At 58.4% G+C, this 16,093-nt stretch carries 15 protein-coding genes; 9 read left to right on the top strand and 6 right to left on the bottom strand.

Going from position 1 to position 16,093, the window contains the following annotated elements; all coding sequences use genetic code 11:
• Positions 1–6: 6 nt before the first annotated feature.
• Entirely contained in the window at positions 7–1,026 is a 1,020-nt protein-coding gene (locus M9920_15135) for a Gfo/Idh/MocA family oxidoreductase (GenBank protein MCO5053612.1), read from the bottom strand.
• A 168-nt stretch (positions 1,027–1,194) separates the two neighbouring features.
• On the opposite strand from M9920_15135, the gene M9920_15130 reads away from it, so the two are divergent.
• Together M9920_15130 and M9920_15125 are read left to right on the top strand one after the other, a co-directional pair.
• Positions 1,195–2,247, top strand: coding sequence for an aldo/keto reductase (locus tag M9920_15130; protein MCO5053611.1), 1,053 nt, complete (start codon positions 1,195–1,197; stop codon positions 2,245–2,247).
• 372 nt (positions 2,248–2,619) lie between these two features.
• A complete protein-coding gene (locus tag M9920_15125; GenBank protein ID MCO5053610.1) occupies positions 2,620–4,530 on the top strand; it encodes an O-antigen ligase family protein in 1,911 nt (636 codons plus the stop codon).
• A 19-nt stretch (positions 4,531–4,549) separates the two neighbouring features.
• Here the strand turns inward: M9920_15125 and M9920_15120 are convergent, their stop codons facing one another.
• Positions 4,550–5,287, bottom strand: coding sequence for a polyprenol monophosphomannose synthase (locus M9920_15120; protein MCO5053609.1), 738 nt, complete (start codon positions 5,285–5,287; stop codon positions 4,550–4,552).
• A 364-nt stretch (positions 5,288–5,651) separates the two neighbouring features.
• On the opposite strand from M9920_15120, the gene M9920_15115 reads away from it, so the two are divergent.
• Complete coding sequence (locus M9920_15115) at positions 5,652–6,557, top strand: urea transporter (GenBank protein ID MCO5053608.1); 906 nt, start codon at positions 5,652–5,654, stop codon at positions 6,555–6,557.
• Between the two features lie 97 nt (positions 6,558–6,654).
• On the top strand, positions 6,655–8,178 hold the full coding sequence (gene cobA, locus M9920_15110; GenBank protein ID MCO5053607.1) for a uroporphyrinogen-III C-methyltransferase: 1,524 nt from the start codon (positions 6,655–6,657) through the stop codon (positions 8,176–8,178).
• 133 nt (positions 8,179–8,311) lie between these two features.
• Here cobA and M9920_15105 read toward each other — a convergent pair whose 3' ends face one another.
• From M9920_15105 to M9920_15095, 3 genes are all read right to left on the bottom strand, one after another.
• A complete protein-coding gene (locus tag M9920_15105) occupies positions 8,312–8,608 on the bottom strand; it encodes a hypothetical protein (protein MCO5053606.1) in 297 nt (98 codons plus the stop codon).
• A gap of 317 nt (positions 8,609–8,925) precedes the next feature.
• A complete protein-coding gene (locus M9920_15100; GenBank protein ID MCO5053605.1) occupies positions 8,926–9,594 on the bottom strand; it encodes a transposase in 669 nt (222 codons plus the stop codon).
• 265 nt (positions 9,595–9,859) lie between these two features.
• Positions 9,860–11,215 (bottom strand): RNA polymerase sigma factor, encoded by a 1,356-nt coding sequence (locus tag M9920_15095; GenBank protein ID MCO5053604.1) that lies wholly within the window; start codon positions 11,213–11,215, stop codon positions 9,860–9,862.
• Here M9920_15095 and M9920_15090 point away from each other — a divergent pair.
• Entirely contained in the window at positions 11,105–11,398 is a 294-nt protein-coding gene (locus tag M9920_15090) for a hypothetical protein (GenBank protein ID MCO5053603.1), read from the top strand. The genes M9920_15095 and M9920_15090 overlap by 111 nt on opposite strands.
• Positions 11,399–11,640: 242 nt before the next feature.
• On the opposite strand, the gene M9920_15085 is transcribed toward M9920_15090, so the two are convergent.
• Positions 11,641–12,822 carry an anhydro-N-acetylmuramic acid kinase gene (locus tag M9920_15085; GenBank protein ID MCO5053602.1) on the bottom strand — a complete coding sequence of 394 codons (1,182 nt, stop codon included), beginning with the start codon at positions 12,820–12,822 and terminating at the stop codon, positions 11,641–11,643.
• 135 nt (positions 12,823–12,957) lie between these two features.
• On the opposite strand from M9920_15085, the gene M9920_15080 reads away from it, so the two are divergent.
• The 4 genes from M9920_15080 (at position 12,958) to M9920_15065 (ending at position 16,049) form a co-directional block, all read left to right on the top strand.
• Positions 12,958–13,509 (top strand): 3-isopropylmalate dehydratase, encoded by a 552-nt coding sequence (locus tag M9920_15080; GenBank protein ID MCO5053601.1) that lies wholly within the window; start codon positions 12,958–12,960, stop codon positions 13,507–13,509.
• A gap of 15 nt (positions 13,510–13,524) precedes the next feature.
• Positions 13,525–13,725, top strand: coding sequence for a DUF4160 domain-containing protein (locus tag M9920_15075; GenBank protein ID MCO5053600.1), 201 nt, complete (start codon positions 13,525–13,527; stop codon positions 13,723–13,725).
• Positions 13,722–14,030, top strand: a complete 309-nt coding sequence (locus M9920_15070; GenBank protein MCO5053599.1) for a hypothetical protein — start codon at positions 13,722–13,724, stop codon at positions 14,028–14,030. The genes M9920_15075 and M9920_15070 overlap by 4 nt, the downstream gene beginning before the upstream one ends.
• Before the next feature lie 867 nt (positions 14,031–14,897).
• Positions 14,898–16,049 (top strand): class I SAM-dependent RNA methyltransferase, encoded by a 1,152-nt coding sequence (locus M9920_15065; protein ID MCO5053598.1) that lies wholly within the window; start codon positions 14,898–14,900, stop codon positions 16,047–16,049.
• The last annotated feature ends 44 nt before the right edge of the window (positions 16,050–16,093 follow it).

Here is a 16,093-nt window from a genome sequence, read left to right as displayed (position 1 = left end):
CTGCGCCTACTTGCTCTGCTGCACCTGGCGGGTAATTTCAAAGGCCAGATCCAGCGCCAGCTTCGCCGCCACACCGCTGACGCGCGGCGTTTGTTTTTCGCGCGCACAACGGACGAAGTGCTGCAACTCCAGTTTCAACGGTTCGCCTTTCTGGATCGGCACCGGTTCGCGCACGATCCGAAGATTTTGATACTCACTCACGATGGTCGAGCCGCGTGAAGCGAGCAGTTTCTTGAGCAATGAACTTTCCTTTTCATCCGTCCGGGCGATGCGATAGACAAACCCTTCCTGCGCCCGATAATCCAGGGAAATATAGCACTTGTGATCCGGACCACTAAACACGCGAATCTTGCGCATCCGCTCGGGGCTGATGCGACTGGCCGTCAGATTCGCCACGCAACCATTGGCGAAATGCAGCCGCGCATTGGCAATGTCCTCCGACTGGCTCAACACCGGAATGCCCACCGCATCCACGCGGACCACCGGGGATTTCACGAACGCCAGCACCACGTCCAGATCGTGGATCATCAGGTCCAACACCACGCCAATATCCGTGCTGCGTTTCGGATAGGGCGAAAGCCGGTGCGCTTCGATGAACCGCGGTTGCGTGGCGACTGATTCCAGATACGTGAACACGGGATTGAATCGCTCCACCAGACCGACCTGCAAAACGCAGTTGTTTTTTTGCGCCAACTCAATCAAGGCCGCCGCCTCGGCCGCGTCGTCGGTCATCGGTTTTTCGAGCAACACATGTTTGCCCCGGGTCAGACACTGTTGCGCCAGTTCATAATGGGTGTGCGTGGGGGTGACGATGCTGATCGCGTCGGCGGCGGCGATGGCTGCGTCCAAGGAAGGCGCTACCGGCACCCGATGTTTCGACGCAATCTGCCGCGCGGCTTCAACATTCGTATCGTAAATCGCCACCAATTCCGCTTCCTGTTCCGTGGCCAACTGCGCGTAGATGCGCACATGCTCCTTGCCCAATGAACCGGTCCCGAGAACCGCAACTTTGATCTTCACGGCCATTGCCGAGCTTACCCAAACCGCGCTCAGCTTTGAAAGGTGATTCTTTATCGCTCCAACCGGCAACCCAAACGCCGCCGGCGAACCGGAGTCGCGACCCGACGCTCCCGCAACGGCGGGCGACTCCGGAGCTTGCGCGGCAGGCGGGGCGATGGTATGAATGCGGACATCATGAAACGCCGCCGATTCCTCCAAGTCACCACCAGTGTCGCCGCTGCGGGTTGCGCCCTGTCGCTCGAACAAATCCTGGCCGCCAGCAAACCGGACCCAACGATTGAGAAGGTCGCTGGTCTGCCCCGACGCCAACTCGGGCGCACGGGACGAAGCGTCTCCATCGTCACGTTTCCCGGACTTTCCTTGCATCCGGTCGAACAGGAACAATGCAACACGGCGGTGCGCCAGGCGTTTGAGCGGGGCGTGAATTTCTTCGATGTCGCACCGGCTTACGGCAACGGAGTTTGCGAAACCAAGTTGGGGATTGCGTTACAGGGCGTGGACCGCGACCACATTTTTCTGGCGTGCAAAACGAAGCAGCGCGAGGCCACCGGCGTGCGGACGGAATTGGAGAACTCACTGAAGCAGCTCAAGACGGATCACTTCGATCTGTACCAACTGCATCATTTGGTCACGGAGCCGGAAGTGCGCCAAGTGTCGGGTCCGGGAGGCGCGCTTGAAGCCGTATTGCAGGCACGCGAGCAGGGGAAAATCAAACACATCGGTTTCTCCGCGCACACCACCAAGGCCGCGCTGGCGGTGATGGAGAAGTTCCGCTTCGACACCGTGATGTTCCCAATCAATTTCACCGAGTACCTCAATCGCGGGTTCGGCAAGGAAGTACTGGAACGAGCCCAGACGCACGGCGCGGGCGTAATTGCGATCAAGCCCATGTCGCGCGGCGCGTGGCCCAAGGACGTCGAGCGCACCCGCCAATGGTGGTATCGCACCACCGAAGCGCAGGAGGAGGTCGCGCTTTCCCTGCGGTTCGCCTGGTCACAACCCGGCGTCGCCACCGGCGTGCCGCCGTCGTTTCTTGATCTGCTCGATAAAGCCATTCTGGCGGCGAAAGACGATCGGCCCGTCAGCGCCATCGAGTTGACCCGGCTCCAGGAACTCGCTGCCGGCGCCGGCTCAATCTTTGCCCACGAAGAGAAACGGGCGGAGACGGCGAGTTATCACCCTGCGGAATCTACGCCGGACGGCGATTGCCCATACGCCAGATGCTGAGCCGGGGTCTCCAGGAGTAACTTCGTGCATCGAGATGATGGCTTCAAAATCTGTCGCGGCAAACGACGAGGCGCAGTTTCATCGGCCGAGACACTCCGAACCGACCACCGTTCCGACTGGATGGGTATCTGCAGCTGAGGGGGTGAGAAATGAACTTTACGGCGGAAACCGATCCGGGCAGTCTTCATAGCACGCTGTGATCATTGACCTCACCCGCCAAACCAAATCAGCCGCCCGAGGGCGCAAGGTGCTGTTAAGCAAAACCACATCAATTTCAGAATGGCAACCGGGATGGGAACGTCCCGCGCCACATCTGATTCCGCGCTGTCTGCCGGACGCGTTTAACTGAGTCGAGATACGTTTGGCGTCAATATGCTTCGGGAAACCCTTGATCAATGGTGCGAGCGCGGCATCCTCGCGATGGTGCTGCTGATCCTGGTCTTCAGTCCGCTGGCGTTTGGCGCCGCCCGACTTCAAGACATGGTGGTGGTGCAAGCGCTCACGGCGGGGGCGGCGTTGTTGTGGCTGGCGCGCTGCTGGTTGAGCGAACGTCCGCAAATCCTTTTCCCGCCGCTGAGTTGGGTGGTGCTGGCCTTCACGGCCTACGCGGTGGGCCGTTACCTGACCAGCGATGTGGAATACGTCGCGCGGCAGGAGCTGTTGCGAATCCTGACTTACGCGGTGCTGTTCTTTCTGATCGTGAACAATCTGCATCGCCAGGAATCCACGCAAATCATCAGCTTTACCTGGCTGGGGCTGGCCACGGCCATTTCGTTCTACGCCGTTTTTCAATTCGCGACCAAATCGGATAACGTCTGGGGTTTTCACTCGGGCTACGTCGGCAGAGGGAGCGGCACGTATATTTGTCCGAACCATCTGGCCGGGTTTCTGGAAATGCTCCTGCCGCTCGGCGTGACTTACACGTTGGTCGGACGCGGCAAGGCCCTGACCAAGATTCTCGTCGGCTACGCCACGTTGACGATGCTCGCCGGCATCGTGGTGACGGCGTCACGCGCCGGCTGGATTTCCGCCGCGCTCGCCATGCTTGTGCTGACCCTGCTGTTGTTGAGTCACCGCTCCTTCCGCTGGCCGGCCGTCGGCTTGCTCGTGGCGCTGCTCGCGGGTGGAATCGTGGTCGCCAAGAAGACCGACTTTTTCCAGCGTCGCATCAACCTGGCCATGCAGTCCGGCCAACTGGAACTGGATACGCGCGCCGATTTGTGGAAGGCCGCGGGACGCATGTGGCAAGATCACCCGTGGTGGGGCGTTGGTCCGGCGCATTACGATTTGCGCTTCCGTGCGTATCGAGCCTCCACGACCCAGTTACAGCCGGAACGCGTTCACAACGATTACCTGAATCTGCTGACGGACTGGGGCGTCGTGGGTGCGGCGGTGGTCGCGATTGGATTGGGATTGTTCATTTTCGGGATCGTTTCAATCTGGCGCAAGGTACAGCGCGACGGCGGCGTTTTTTCCTCCAGTCAAAGCGACAAATTTGCGTTCGTGCTGGGCGCGACCATTGGGCTGATCGCGCTCGCGTTTCACTCCGTGATGGACTTCAATCTGCACATTCCCGCCAACGCCATCATAGCGACGACGCTGGTCGCCCTGTTAAGCAGTCATTATCGTTTCGCCACCGAGCGCCATTGGTATTCGCTTCGCTGGCCCACCCAACTCGTCATCACCCTGCTGCTCGGCGCATCAATTCTCTATCTCGGCCAGCAAAGTTTTCGCCTGGGACGTGAGAGCCTGCGCCTGCGGGAGGCGGCGCAATTGAAAACCAACTCGCTGGAACAAGCCCGGGCCTTGGAGCACGCTTACGAAATCGAGCCGGATAATTACCTCACGGCGCAGCGGCTCGGGGATATTTATCGCGGGCACAGTTTCTTGGGAGAAAGCGCGCACCTCGAACTCGCGCAACAATCGGTGCGCTGGTATCAACTCGGCATCGCTGACAATCCGTACAACAATTACAACTACACCGGCTGGGGCATGGTGCTGGACTTTCTGGGAAAACACGATGGAGCCGCCCCCTTGTTCTTCAAGGCGAATGCCGTGGACCCGAATGGCTATTTCACTTCCGCGTTGATTGGCCGGCATTTCGTGGAAAGCGGCGAATACGCCAACGCGCGGCCCTGGCTGGAGCGCTCGCTCTATCTGTATCGAAAAGACAACGAAGTAGCGGCCAGTAATTTAAGATTGGCCAATCAACGGCTGTTGGAAGCGGCGCAGGACCCCTTGCTGCAAAAGCTGCATGAAGAGATGAAACGTCTGACGGAATAAGTGGCGCGCCGCGCCCCGATCACGGCCGGCGCTCCGGACGCGGTCGCCGCCGACATCCGTTTTGGAAAAATAATTTCCAAACCATCAACAACGCCTCGCTGACGATGTTTCCGGCCATTTTGGAATTTCCCTCCGCGCGTTCGGTAAAAATAATCGGCACTTCCACCACACGAAAGCCGCGCCGCCACAGCCGGTGCGTCAGTTCAATCTGGAAACTGTAACCGTTCGATTGCACCTCGGACAATTTGAGCGCGATCAAAGCCTGGCGCCGGAAACACTTGTAGCCGCCCGTGGGATCGGTGAAGGGCATGCCGGTGATGAAACGAACGTAGAACGCCGCCCCCTTGCTGAGCATCAACCGGCTCAGCGGCCAGTTGATGACGCGAATGCCATTCAAGTAACGCGAACCGAGAACCAAATCCGCGTCGCGCGCCGCTTCGAGAAAAGCCGGGATGTCATCCGGGTTGTGAGAAAAATCCCCGTCCATCTCGAAGATAAACTCGTAATCGTGCTCCAAAGCCCAATGGAAGCCCGCCAGATACGCGCGACCCAACCCGCTCTTCTCCTTCCGATGCAATACTCGCACCTCCGGATGTTTCGCGGCGAGTCCATCCGCCAGCGTCCCCGTACCGTCCGGCGAATTATCATCCACCACCAACAAATCCACCGGCACGGGCAGGCTCAATAATTTGGCGACCATGCGCGGCAGGTTCTCCCGCTCGTTATAGGTCGGTATGACAATCAGTGTATTATTCATCCGGCGCAGCGCGCACAGAATTACGCGACGAACTTCGATAAAACAAGCGGTGTTTTAAGCGGACCAACAAATCTTCCGGTCACCGCCTTAAGACTGACGGGCCTTGTCCAGTCCGACCAACAGACCCCCGCCAAGATTTTACGTCGCGTCACGAATTTGTCGCTCAGGATCGAAATCATGGACTCAGAAAATAAAATTACAGTCCGTCGGTTCCGCAGCGGAACCCCTCTCCGCAGCGGTTTGATGACCACACAGAAGGGTAAATCATCCATCGCGTTGATGCTGCAAAAGTGGATTAACAGCCCGACGCACTTTACTTTTACCAGCCGACCCGCTCACTCTCTGTTGTGAAGTTCGTTACCGCATGAGTCAGACTACCGCCATTCCGCCCGATACCTGCGAGCCGTCAAATTTCGTGGATCAAGTGTTGAAAGGCTTTGGTCAAATTCTGTTGCAGCCCAATCGCTGGACCGGACTGTTCATCATCGCGGGGTTATTGGTGGGCAACTGGCGTTTTGCGCTGGCCGCAATGGTCGCCGCCACCACCGGCACACTTCTGGCCCGCGCCTTAAAATGGCCGGCACCGGAAACCAACGCCGGCCTGTATGGCTTCAGCCCGGCGTTGACTGGAGTCGCCTTGCTCGTTCGGTTCGGCAGCACGACGGCGGCCTGGATCGCCATTATTATTGGCGCGGCGCTGGCGGCCTGGGTGCAGCAATGTTTTATCCAACGAAAAATTCCGGCCTACACGTTTCCTTTCATCGTGATTACGTGGGGAATTATTTTCGGTCTTGCCCAATGGGTCAATCTGCCGCCCGGCGTTTCTGCCCCGCTGACCGGCTGGCCGGGTTGGAGCGACCGTCTTTTGACCGCCACCAATGGCTACGGGCAGGTGGTTTTCCAAGTTCATTTTCTGTCAGGCCTGTTGTTTTTCACAGGCGTATTGATCAGTCACCCCATCGCGGCCTTGTATGGTCTGGGCGCATCGCTGCTCGGGGCCATTGTCGCGGTGCTACTCGGCTCGCCGTTCGCCTCCGTTCAATTGGGACTGTTCGGCTTCAACCCGATTCTGACCGCCATCGTCTTTTCGGGACCGCGCGCCAAAGACGGGTTGTGGGTTTTAATCGGATCCCTTCTAACGATCGGCATCAACCAGTTCCTCGTCGCTTACCCGTTTCTGAATGGCGTCGGTGGCGCGCTGACCTTCCCGTTTGTGGCCGGTACCTGGCTCACCCTGCTCCTGCAAAAAGTTCTGCGGCGCTCCGCGTAACGTCGGTTGCTTGCAACCAAACGCCCGCTCAACCAATCGCCTGAGCCAATCGCCTGAGCTTTACCCATCCCCGCGCGTTTCGCTACCCTGCGCCCGAATGAATGAACGTGGCATGGTTTATCTGGTTGGCGCGGGGCCGGGCGATACTGGTTTGATCACTTTACGCGGCGTGGAATTGTTGCGCCGGGCGGATGTCGTCATCTACGATGCGCTCGTCAATCTCGCCCTGCTCCAGCACGCGCCGGAATCGGCCGCCATCATTTTCGGCGGACGCCGGGCGAAAACCGTTTATGACAATCGCGGCGACGTGATTGACCAACTCATTGCCGAAGCGCGCGCCGGTAAAATGGTGGTCCGGCTCAAAGGCGGCGACCCGTATGTGTTTGGTCGCGGCGGTGAGGAGGCGGAACGGCTGCACGAAGCGGGGATTCCCTTTGAAGTGGTACCCGGGATTTCCGCTTTTGCCGCCGTGCCCAATTACGGTGGCGTGCCGCTGACGCATCGCGATCACTGTTCGCAACTCACCATTCTGACGGGTCACGATGATCCCTCCACTCCCGATCCGGCGGTGAACTGGGCCGCGGAAGCGAAAAATCCCGGCACCAAAGTGGTGATGATGGGCACGGAACGCATCGGCCCCATTGCGGCCACGCTGATCGCCAACGGCATGAATCCCCACACCCCGGTGGCCATGATCAGTTGGGGCACAACCGGACGACAACAATCCCTCACCAGCACCCTCGCCCAAATCGCCACGGACGCCGCGAAAATCAAACTGCCGCCACCCACCGTCACCGTCATCGGCGACGTCGTCAAACTGCGCGACAAACTCAACTGGTTTGAAGCCCGGAAACTGTTCGGTCAACGCATCGTGGTGACGCGCGCAAAGAATCAGGCAGCCGAACTTTCCCGTCGCTTCACCGAACTCGGCGCTGAAGTGTTGGAAATCCCCTGCATCAAAATCGTTCCCCCCACGCAGAAGCATCTGGTTGCCGATGCCTTGTTGGAGCTGGGTTCTTACGATTGGCTCGTGTTCACCAGCCCCAACGGCGTCCGCGTTTTCTTTGACTACTTTTTCAAAATGCACCCGGACCTGCGCGAACTTGGCGGCGCGCGACTGGCGGCTGTTGGCCCGGGCACGGCGGCCAAACTACGCGAACTGCATCTGGAAGTGGACTTGATGCCCGCCAGGGCCGTCGGCATCGAGATCGCGAAAGAATTCGCCAAGTTTCAAGCCATCGAAAACGTGAAGCTCTGCCTCTTCCGCGCCGAGCAAGCCAATCCCGAATTACCGCAGGCGTTGCAGGAACTGGGCGCGATTGTGGACGATATTCCCGTGTACGCCACCGTCGCGGAAACGCAGAGCTTTCCCGTGGCGGAAGCCCGACTACGCGAGGCGGGCGCGGATTGGATCACGTTCACCAGCGGCTCGACAGTGGAACACTTTCATGCGCGCTTCAATCTCGTGGAACTGACGCAAAAATTTTCCACCACCCGGCTGGCCAGCATTGGACCGGAAACCACCAAAGCATTGCAACGACTGGGCTTGACGCCCCATGCCGAAGCCAAAGAACACACCGCCACCGGCCTGGTAGCCGCTGTGCTCCAAGCGTCCACCTGACGCTTTTGTCTTCGCCAACTGGGGACCAAACGGCATCCGCCAACGGGTGTTTCCGTCCGGTGTCGAAATCAGCCACGTTCACGCACCCGACTCATGGCCTCTGCACGTGAATTGGGAATTTCTGATCAATTACTCACGACCGTGCGGCGGCGTAATCTTGAATGGGAATGACCTCGCTTACAGTGATGGCGCGAATCAGCACCAGATTCACGTGCTTCAACCCTTTCTGCGTCACATGCTCCACCGCTGCCGATCCAGAACGAAACGCCCGGGCCGCCTCCGGTTGCGGCGTCCAGAGGTCGGTCGCCGTCAGGTAACGGCGCGTCGCGCTGTCCTGGATGATGACCTTCGTCGCTTGGCGACTTAAAAATTCCGTGTCGCAACTCGCGGCGGCGGGCGCGTTCAGTGGTTGATTGATGATGGGTTTCATCGCGCACCAATTTAGCGGTCGTGCCGCAACCGAGCCATTCGGTGTGCTCCCGCAAAATGGCCTCCGATTTCCGCCCGCTGCGCTCTCGGGTTTGCACCGGGAGCGCGTCAGCAATTGGTGCCGTAGCGGCGGCGCACAACAAGAGAATCATGTAGCGTCAGGCATCCCTGCCTGACGTAGAGGGCGGCATCTTTGACGCCCGGAATGAGCGTGGGTGGTAAGGAGGCCGTGGAGTTTTTCCACACGCTTGATGATGCGGGCCGTTTTTTCCGCCGGGCTGGGAAGCTCGGCTCTACGGCAGGCAAGGATGCCCGCCGCTACACCGCTTGCCGGCTACTCGCACTACTCCACTTCCAATCCCCCGGCGCTTTGCAGAGGCGCGCCTTGACTGGATTGTTTTCCACGTAAGCCACCAGTCGCGCATGTTCTTCATCGTCCCGAATCCAGTGATCAAATGATTCGGTCTGCCAGAATTCCTGATGCTTGCGGTGCAACAACTGGCTCGCCTTGCTGCTCGTGAATGATTTCCAGCTATGCAGGATGTCGCTCAACGTATGTCCCGGCAGCGGCCAGACGACGGCGTGAACGTGATTGGGCATCACGACCCACGCGCGCAGTTCATAGCGGGGGCCGGCAAAATGTTTTAGGGCTGCGGCGACGAGATCGGCAATTTCCGGTTTGCTCAACCAACACGTGCCATGCCCGGCGTCGAGTAACGCTTCCACTTTGTCGCAATACCAAGCCAGGGGTTGCTGTTCTTCATGCCACGTCAAAGGACTCTTGGCGGCGCGGGCTTGTTCGAGAATGACTTTGCGTTCGTGCTTCAACCGAACGACTTCGTGAGCGGGCAGGGAATCCGCCAGACGAAACGTAACGAAATAAACCGCCTCTTCATTTTTCAAATGCGGCAGTTTTCCGCGAAAATGCAAACCAGCCACCAACGGATTTGAGAACGGGAAATCTTTTGGCGGGTCGGCGTCGGGCATGGCGACAAATTGCTGTCGCGTGTGGCAGCAGGCAAGCCCAGAGTAGCGCCAGGCATCCCTGCCTGACGTAGAGGGCGGCATCCTTGCCGCCCGGACAGAATGGTGGCTGGTGCGGGGCGCTTGGAGTTTTTCCACACGCTTGATGATGCGAGAGTTTTTTTCCGCCGGGCTGGGAAGCCCGGCTCTACGGCAGGCACGGATGCCCGCCGCTACACCTGCGGTTGCGAAATACCCGCCGCCCGCCGTTTGCGGCACAATCTCGGAATCAGCCACTACCTGTGATCAGCCACTGGCCATTTGTTTTTACAAAAAACCAGCGGCGTATGGACTGTTCTGAGTTTCGGTATGCTTCAAGGGCTGAGTTGTCATAGGGAGCGCCGGGAGATTCTGATGGTGATCTTTGCTTCTGCAAGACTGTTCCGATCACCGCTTTTGAATCCTGACCGTCGCTGGTCATGATGTTAATGTCCACGATTTGAACTCCGATGACTTTATCCCATACCCGTTTGGGGAGGAGTATGGAATCGAGTAACTGAGTTTCATCGCTTCCAGATACCAATTGAGCGAGCCTCTGATCATCGCGTTGCTTTATGGCCGACAGCATGGTCTGCAAAGTGTTAATTGGTTCTGCCGTCCCCCTTTCCACCCATTCATCGCGCTGAAAGTACGGATTGTTGAAATATGTGCTATTTGTCCAGTTGTTCCACATAGCCTCAAGTTGGCTGACCTCCTGCCGAAGCCGCAGATTTTCTCCGTCATTTTCAGCTTCCCGGAGCGACCGGCGGAGCGTGCCAATTTCACCTCGCAATCTGAGTAATTCATCTGCATTGCGGCTCAAGCGCGCGTTTTCATCGCGTAAATTGGCGAGTCTGTTGGTTGCATCCATCAATGCGGCATCGATTCGTTGAATCTGCTCGTGCAGCAGCCCTTGCCGTTGTTGATTTTGTTCGCGCAGTTTTGAGTTTTGGCGAGCTTCGTGAATTCCCACTCCAGCGAGGATGGCTATGGTAGTGGTGACGATGGCTTTCTGAAGTGCAGTCATGGCGATGGCTTTCGTAGTGGTGACCGTTGCGGTGGTGGCAAGCGTTGCTCCCGTCAAAGTGGCAGCCGTGGTGATGGTGAGAGCGAGACCTGCGGGTGCGGCTTGCACGGCGTGGGCGGAAATGACGACCGCGAGTCCGCTCGCGCCGACGGTGACGCCGCGTTTGGCCAGAAATTCACGCAGTCGTTCCACGGCGCGACTCACGCGTTTTTGTGCGGCTTCGTCGCTGATGCCGAGTTGCGCGGCCATTTCCCTGGCGGACTTGCGCTCGAAATAGCGGAGGAGAATCGCATCGCGATCCGGTTCGGTCAGTTCGCCGAGCGCGGCATCGAGGTGCGGGGCGATCTGTTCCCAATCGGCTTCGGGCGTTGGAGCGATCAGTTCATTCATGGTGGCGGCCTCCTGTTCGCGAACACGGCGGCGTACGTCGGTGCGGATGGTTTGAGCAGCAATGTTTTGCGCGGTGCGATGCAACCATCCGGCCAACACCGCACAATTCGTGAGTTGGGCGGCGTTTTTGGCCAGTGCGAGGAAGGTGGCTTGGGTTACGTCCTCGGCGAGGTGTACGTCACCAACCATGCGGCGCGCGGCGGAATGGACGAGGTCAACGTACCGTCGAACGAGTTCGGCGAACGCGGCTTCGGAACGCCGGGCGGCGTAAGCGCGAAGCAATTGAGCGTCGGTTTGAGCATCCATTCACCAGAGAGTAGCCGCCGTTTGAAAAATCGGACAGAAATTGTAGCGTCAGGCATCTCTGCCTGACGTAGAGGGCGGCATCCTTGCCGCCCGGAATGAGCGTGAATGGTAAGCGGGCCGTGGAATTTTTCGTGCGCTTGATTATGCGGGTGATTTTTTCCACCAGAATCGTAACGTCAAGAATATGAAATCGCGTGGCCTGATTTTCTGATGGAGAAAGTCGTCCAGGTTTTTGAAGGTCTGTTCAAACATGTGGGGGGCCGACGATTGTAAAATAATCGTTGGTCCACTGGCCGGAGGGCTTCGGTTCAGGCGGGCACAATTTTGCCCAGCACCACCGCGCGACGTGCGCCGGTTGCCGAGGGTACATTACCGGGTTGCTGACGGATGGTTGCGTGCGCCAGCAACGCAAAAGCCAACGGCTCTTTGGCGGAGCTATCCATGCCAAAATCTTCGTGGCGCAAAATTTTCCCCACGCCCAAATGCGTCTGCAAACGGCGCAACAGAGTAGCGTTCCGGGCGCCGCCACCGCCAATGATGACTTCGAGCCGTGCCAGGGCGCGCGGTTCGATTTTCGGAAAAATAAACCGACGGTACGCGGTGGCGATGCTGACGGCGGTCAATTCAGTAGCTGTAGCGACGAGGTCTGCGGGGGACAAACGCCGACGACGCGCCTGCGCCAGCAACGGGGTTAAAAACAGTTCGCCAAATTCCTCGCGTCCGGTGGTTTTGGGCGGACGTCGTTGGAAAAACGGATGCGCCAAACACGTTTCCAACAGCGCGGCAGAAACCTTCCCCTGCGCCGCCCAACGCCCTCCTTGATCAAAACGGCGCTGCCCGTGCGTCAACCGGGAAACGAGCGCATCCATCACCATATTGCCCGGACCAGTGTCGAACGCGATGATGTCCTCGCGGCGGGCGTGCGGCGGCAAAAACGTGAGATTCCCAATGCCGCCGATGTTCTGGATGATGCGCGGATGGTTTGGATGCGTGAACAACACCCAATCGGCAAACGGCACCAGCGGCGCGCCCTGCCCGCCGGCGGCCATGTCGCGCACCCGAAAATCGGCCACCGTCGTGATCCCGGTGCGCTCGGCAATGACGCCCGGTTCGCCGATTTGCAGTGTGGATGGAAACTGGGCGTGCGGCAGATGGTGGAGCGTCTGGCCGTGCGAGCCAATCACCTCGATTTGCTGGGGTTGCAATCCCGCGCGCTGAATCACGGCCAACGCCGCGCGCGCGAAAAATTCGCCCAGCGCGAAGTTCAATTCGCAAATTTCCGCCACGTGACCGTGCAAACACGCTCGCAACAGCCGTTGTTGGAACTGGGGCGTGAACCGGCGATATACGTGCGCCACCAATTGCACCCGAGGTCGCGGCGCAACCGGGGAAATTCTCGCCACCACGGCGTCAATGCCATCCGCAGAGGTGCCGGACATCAGCCCGACATAAAATCCCTCACGCTTGATTTTTAATTTTGCAGGCTTCATGACTCAAAATGTTGCGCTTCGGCGGGGGCAAGGTTAGAAGGAAGCGCACCGCCTGTCAGGGAAAACCATGATGCACGGCGACTCAGCGACTGAAATCTGTTTGAAAAAGTGCCGGAATCGCCCCACACTGCGGGCATGAGTAAGTCTGTATTTACCGGACCCGTTTACGTAGTGCGCGACAACATAGACACCGATCAAATCATTCCCGCGCAATACCTGAACCTGGTGCCGACCATTCCCGACGAATACGAGAAGCTGGGCAGCTACGCCCTGGTCGGGTTGCCGGACTCACTCTATCCCACGCGCTTTGTCGAAGCCGGGCAACTGGACAGCCAGTATCCGATCGTGGTCGCGGGGAAAAATTTTGGCTGCGGCAGTTCGCGTGAACACGCGCCCATCGCGATGGGGTCGGCGAATTGTGAAGTGGTGCTGGCGGAAAGTTTCGCGCGCATCTTCTTCCGCAACTGCGTCGCCACCGGCGAACTGTATCCCTGCGAAATCACCGAACGCCTCTGCGACGTGCTCAAAACCGGCGACGTCGTGACCGTGGATTTGGACAAAGCCACTGTGACCGTGCAGGCCACCGGCAAAGTATATTCGTTCAAACAACTCGGCGACGTGCGTCCCGTGGTGGACGCCGGCGGCATCTTCAATTACGCCCGCAACACGGGCATGATTGCGAAGTGAAGCGCATTTTGAGTTATGGGAAAAATCCGCCGGGGCGGGTATATGTTCATGTGGTGGATTGGCGACCATTCACCGCGGCACGTTCATGTATTCGACAAAAACGGCAGATTGATTACCCGGGTGAATCTGGAAACCATGCAACCAATGGACATTCCCAAAATCGAGCGTAAGATTCTGGAGCTGATCCGCGAATTGCAGCGCGAAGGCCGACTATGAAAACTGCCATTCACAACGCCAAAGTTCCGTTTGGGAAAGGAAAATTCTCAAAGGTGAAAAACGTCCGCTACTTGAGTTGGGAGGACGCTTTCGATGTCGAGTTTGCCGATGGCTTGTGCATCCTCGAACCCCACGCCACCATCCGCAAGGCCAATAAAATTTCGCCCAAAGCCAGGTTTGACCATTTGGAAATTGAAGATTGGTGTCAGGCTGGTTTCTTCGTCCACTACGACAACGGCCAGACCGCTGAAGTCTCCTGGGCTTTTATCCGGGAACTGCCGCCGAAGAAGCCAAACGCCCGGTGAGCGCCGTTGATATTTTCAATCACACGCGGCGACGGGAATAATTGCGAAGTAGAAATCGGCGCGCTGATTTCCGCAGCGCCGTAAGCGCGGCATCTTTATAGAGTCCACCGCACAAAATCCGCAAGCTCCGTAGGAGCGGCATATTCTGATGATGTCGCTCCTACGGAGCTTTTCTATTTTTTAGAGGACGTTTTCTACAAAGATTTCGCCCCTAACGGGGCTGCGGCGCCGCGTGGAGGCACACGACCTACAGAATGTGATGGTGTAGGCCGGGTTCCCCAACCCGGCGGCGGGAAAAATGAAAAGCGCGGAAATTATTGCCCCCTGACACACCGGAAACCGTAGGCATGATAACCACCCGAAAGTGTGACAGCGAGACGCTTGGCGCATCGCGCGGCGCTGGCATTGAAACTCCAAGCACCACCACGTAGCGCACGACTGCTTCCTGATACGGGTGTCCGTAATAATTCTGGAGGTTCGGCCGGTAGCCACGCCCTACGAGCGTGGCTTGAATGACGGCGGTCACAGACCGCCGCTACAGCGCCGCCGCCAGCCCTGAGAACACCGGCATCCTGCCGGCACGAAGAATAAACCGCCTGCCTTGCTTCAAAATTCGCGGCTGGCCGAATTTCGCGCGAGGCGGCGTGATGCCGGATGCTTGACTCCCGCGTGAAAACGGTGGTAGTAACAGGTAGTCGAAATGACAAATCCCGCTCGATTCCAGTTCCTTCCGCCACTTTTTGTTCAGTTGCGCACAACCGCACAGAAAGGGCTTGGCACGGTCTCGTCGCCAGCGGGCGCGGCTAATCGGTCGGAGCAGATTTATTGCTTGGCTGACTGGTCAGATCCGTCAGGCTGGAGTTGAACATGGTGGAAGCCGCAGCGCCCGCGCTGGCCGTGGGACAAAAACACATTGTCACAATTGAAGACCTGGCCTTTGGCGGCGAAGGGGTGGCGCGTTTGAATGGCTTTGTCCTGTTCATCCTCTTCGTCATTCCAGGCGAACAGGTCGAAGTCGAAATCCTGGAGCTGAAAAAGCATTTTGGCCGCGCAAAATTGGTGCGGCTCATCACGGCGGCGCCCGAACGGGTTCAGCCGGAATGTGCTTACTTTGGCGCGTGCGGCGGCTGCCAATATCAGCACGTTGATTATCCCGCGCAACTGCGGTTCAAACATAAGCAGGTCGCGGATCTCTTCCAGCGGCTCAGCGGCATCACCCCGGAGTTGATCGAGCCGGTGATCCCCTGCCCGCAACCGTATGGTTATCGCAATCGCATCATGATTCGCAGTCAGTGGAACAAGCCCGAGCAGAAGTTGAATCTCGGCTTCATCCGCGCGGATTGCGGATTGGTGGAAGATATCGAGACGTGCAAAATTGCGGAACCGGCCTTGAACGAGCAGATCACTTACGTGCGACAGCATCCGCCCCCCAAGGGCGGGATCAAAGTGGTGCTGCGAATTCCACCCGAGGATTGGGAGGTGCCGGCTCATTCGTTTTTCCAGAACAATTTCTTCCTGTTGCCGGAACTGGTGCGCGTGGTGCGCGAAACGCTGCGCGCCGGCGGCAGCCGGCATTTGGTGGATTTGTACTGCGGCGTCGGCTTCTTTGGCATTGAACTGGCCGGAGCGGTGGAATCGTTCGTGGGCGTGGAATGTGATCAACTGGCCATCGCGGCGGCGCGGCGCAACGCGCAACGACGCGGGGTGACCAACGGCGAATTTATTGCCGCGCGGGTCGAGGAGGCTTTACCGCAATTAGTGGAGCGATTTTCCGCCCCGGCAACCACCGTGCTGATTGATCCGCCTCGCAAAGGTTGTCAGCCAGCAACGCTGGAACTGCTGCGAAGCGTGCGGCCCGCCCAAGTCCTCTACGTTTCCTGTCACCCAGCCACGATGGCGCGGGACTTGAACATTTTGGGTGCGGACGGTGTCTTTAAGCTGCGACGGGTCACGCCATTGGACATGTTTCCGCAAACGCAACATGTGGAATGTGTCGCGGACCTGCGGGCGGCAGATTAAACGATACTTGCCAAGTGATTCCACATGAATTCAACTGAGTAATC

Source organism: Verrucomicrobiia bacterium (assembly GCA_023953615.1).
GTDB lineage: Bacteria > Verrucomicrobiota > Verrucomicrobiia > Limisphaerales > JADLHS01 > JADLHS01.
Note: the sequence above shows the minus strand (reverse complement) of the source record. Positions and strands in the feature narration are given on the sequence as shown.

What these genes read in the sequence shown, in the direction of transcription:
- M9920_15135 (MCO5053612.1), bottom strand. Translation starts at nt 1,026, where the DNA reads ATGGCCGTGAAGATCAAAGTTGCGGTTCTCGGGACCGGTTCATTGGGC.
- M9920_15130 (MCO5053611.1), top strand. Translation starts at nt 1,195, where the DNA reads ATGAAACGCCGCCGATTCCTCCAAGTCACCACCAGTGTCGCCGCTGCG.
- M9920_15125 (MCO5053610.1), top strand. Translation starts at nt 2,620, where the DNA reads ATGCTTCGGGAAACCCTTGATCAATGGTGCGAGCGCGGCATCCTCGCG.
- M9920_15120 (MCO5053609.1), bottom strand. Translation starts at nt 5,287, where the DNA reads ATGAATAATACACTGATTGTCATACCGACCTATAACGAGCGGGAGAAC.
- M9920_15115 (MCO5053608.1), top strand. Translation starts at nt 5,652, where the DNA reads ATGAGTCAGACTACCGCCATTCCGCCCGATACCTGCGAGCCGTCAAAT.
- cobA (MCO5053607.1), top strand. Translation starts at nt 6,655, where the DNA reads ATGAATGAACGTGGCATGGTTTATCTGGTTGGCGCGGGGCCGGGCGAT.
- M9920_15105 (MCO5053606.1), bottom strand. Translation starts at nt 8,608, where the DNA reads ATGAAACCCATCATCAATCAACCACTGAACGCGCCCGCCGCCGCGAGT.
- M9920_15100 (MCO5053605.1), bottom strand. Translation starts at nt 9,594, where the DNA reads ATGCCCGACGCCGACCCGCCAAAAGATTTCCCGTTCTCAAATCCGTTG.
- M9920_15090 (MCO5053603.1), top strand. Translation starts at nt 11,105, where the DNA reads ATGCAACCATCCGGCCAACACCGCACAATTCGTGAGTTGGGCGGCGTT.
- M9920_15095 (MCO5053604.1), bottom strand. Translation starts at nt 11,215, where the DNA reads ATGGTTGGTGACGTACACCTCGCCGAGGACGTAACCCAAGCCACCTTC.
- M9920_15085 (MCO5053602.1), bottom strand. Translation starts at nt 12,822, where the DNA reads ATGAAGCCTGCAAAATTAAAAATCAAGCGTGAGGGATTTTATGTCGGG.
- M9920_15080 (MCO5053601.1), top strand. Translation starts at nt 12,958, where the DNA reads ATGAGTAAGTCTGTATTTACCGGACCCGTTTACGTAGTGCGCGACAAC.
- M9920_15075 (MCO5053600.1), top strand. Translation starts at nt 13,525, where the DNA reads ATGGGAAAAATCCGCCGGGGCGGGTATATGTTCATGTGGTGGATTGGC.
- M9920_15070 (MCO5053599.1), top strand. Translation starts at nt 13,722, where the DNA reads ATGAAAACTGCCATTCACAACGCCAAAGTTCCGTTTGGGAAAGGAAAA.
- M9920_15065 (MCO5053598.1), top strand. Translation starts at nt 14,898, where the DNA reads ATGGTGGAAGCCGCAGCGCCCGCGCTGGCCGTGGGACAAAAACACATT.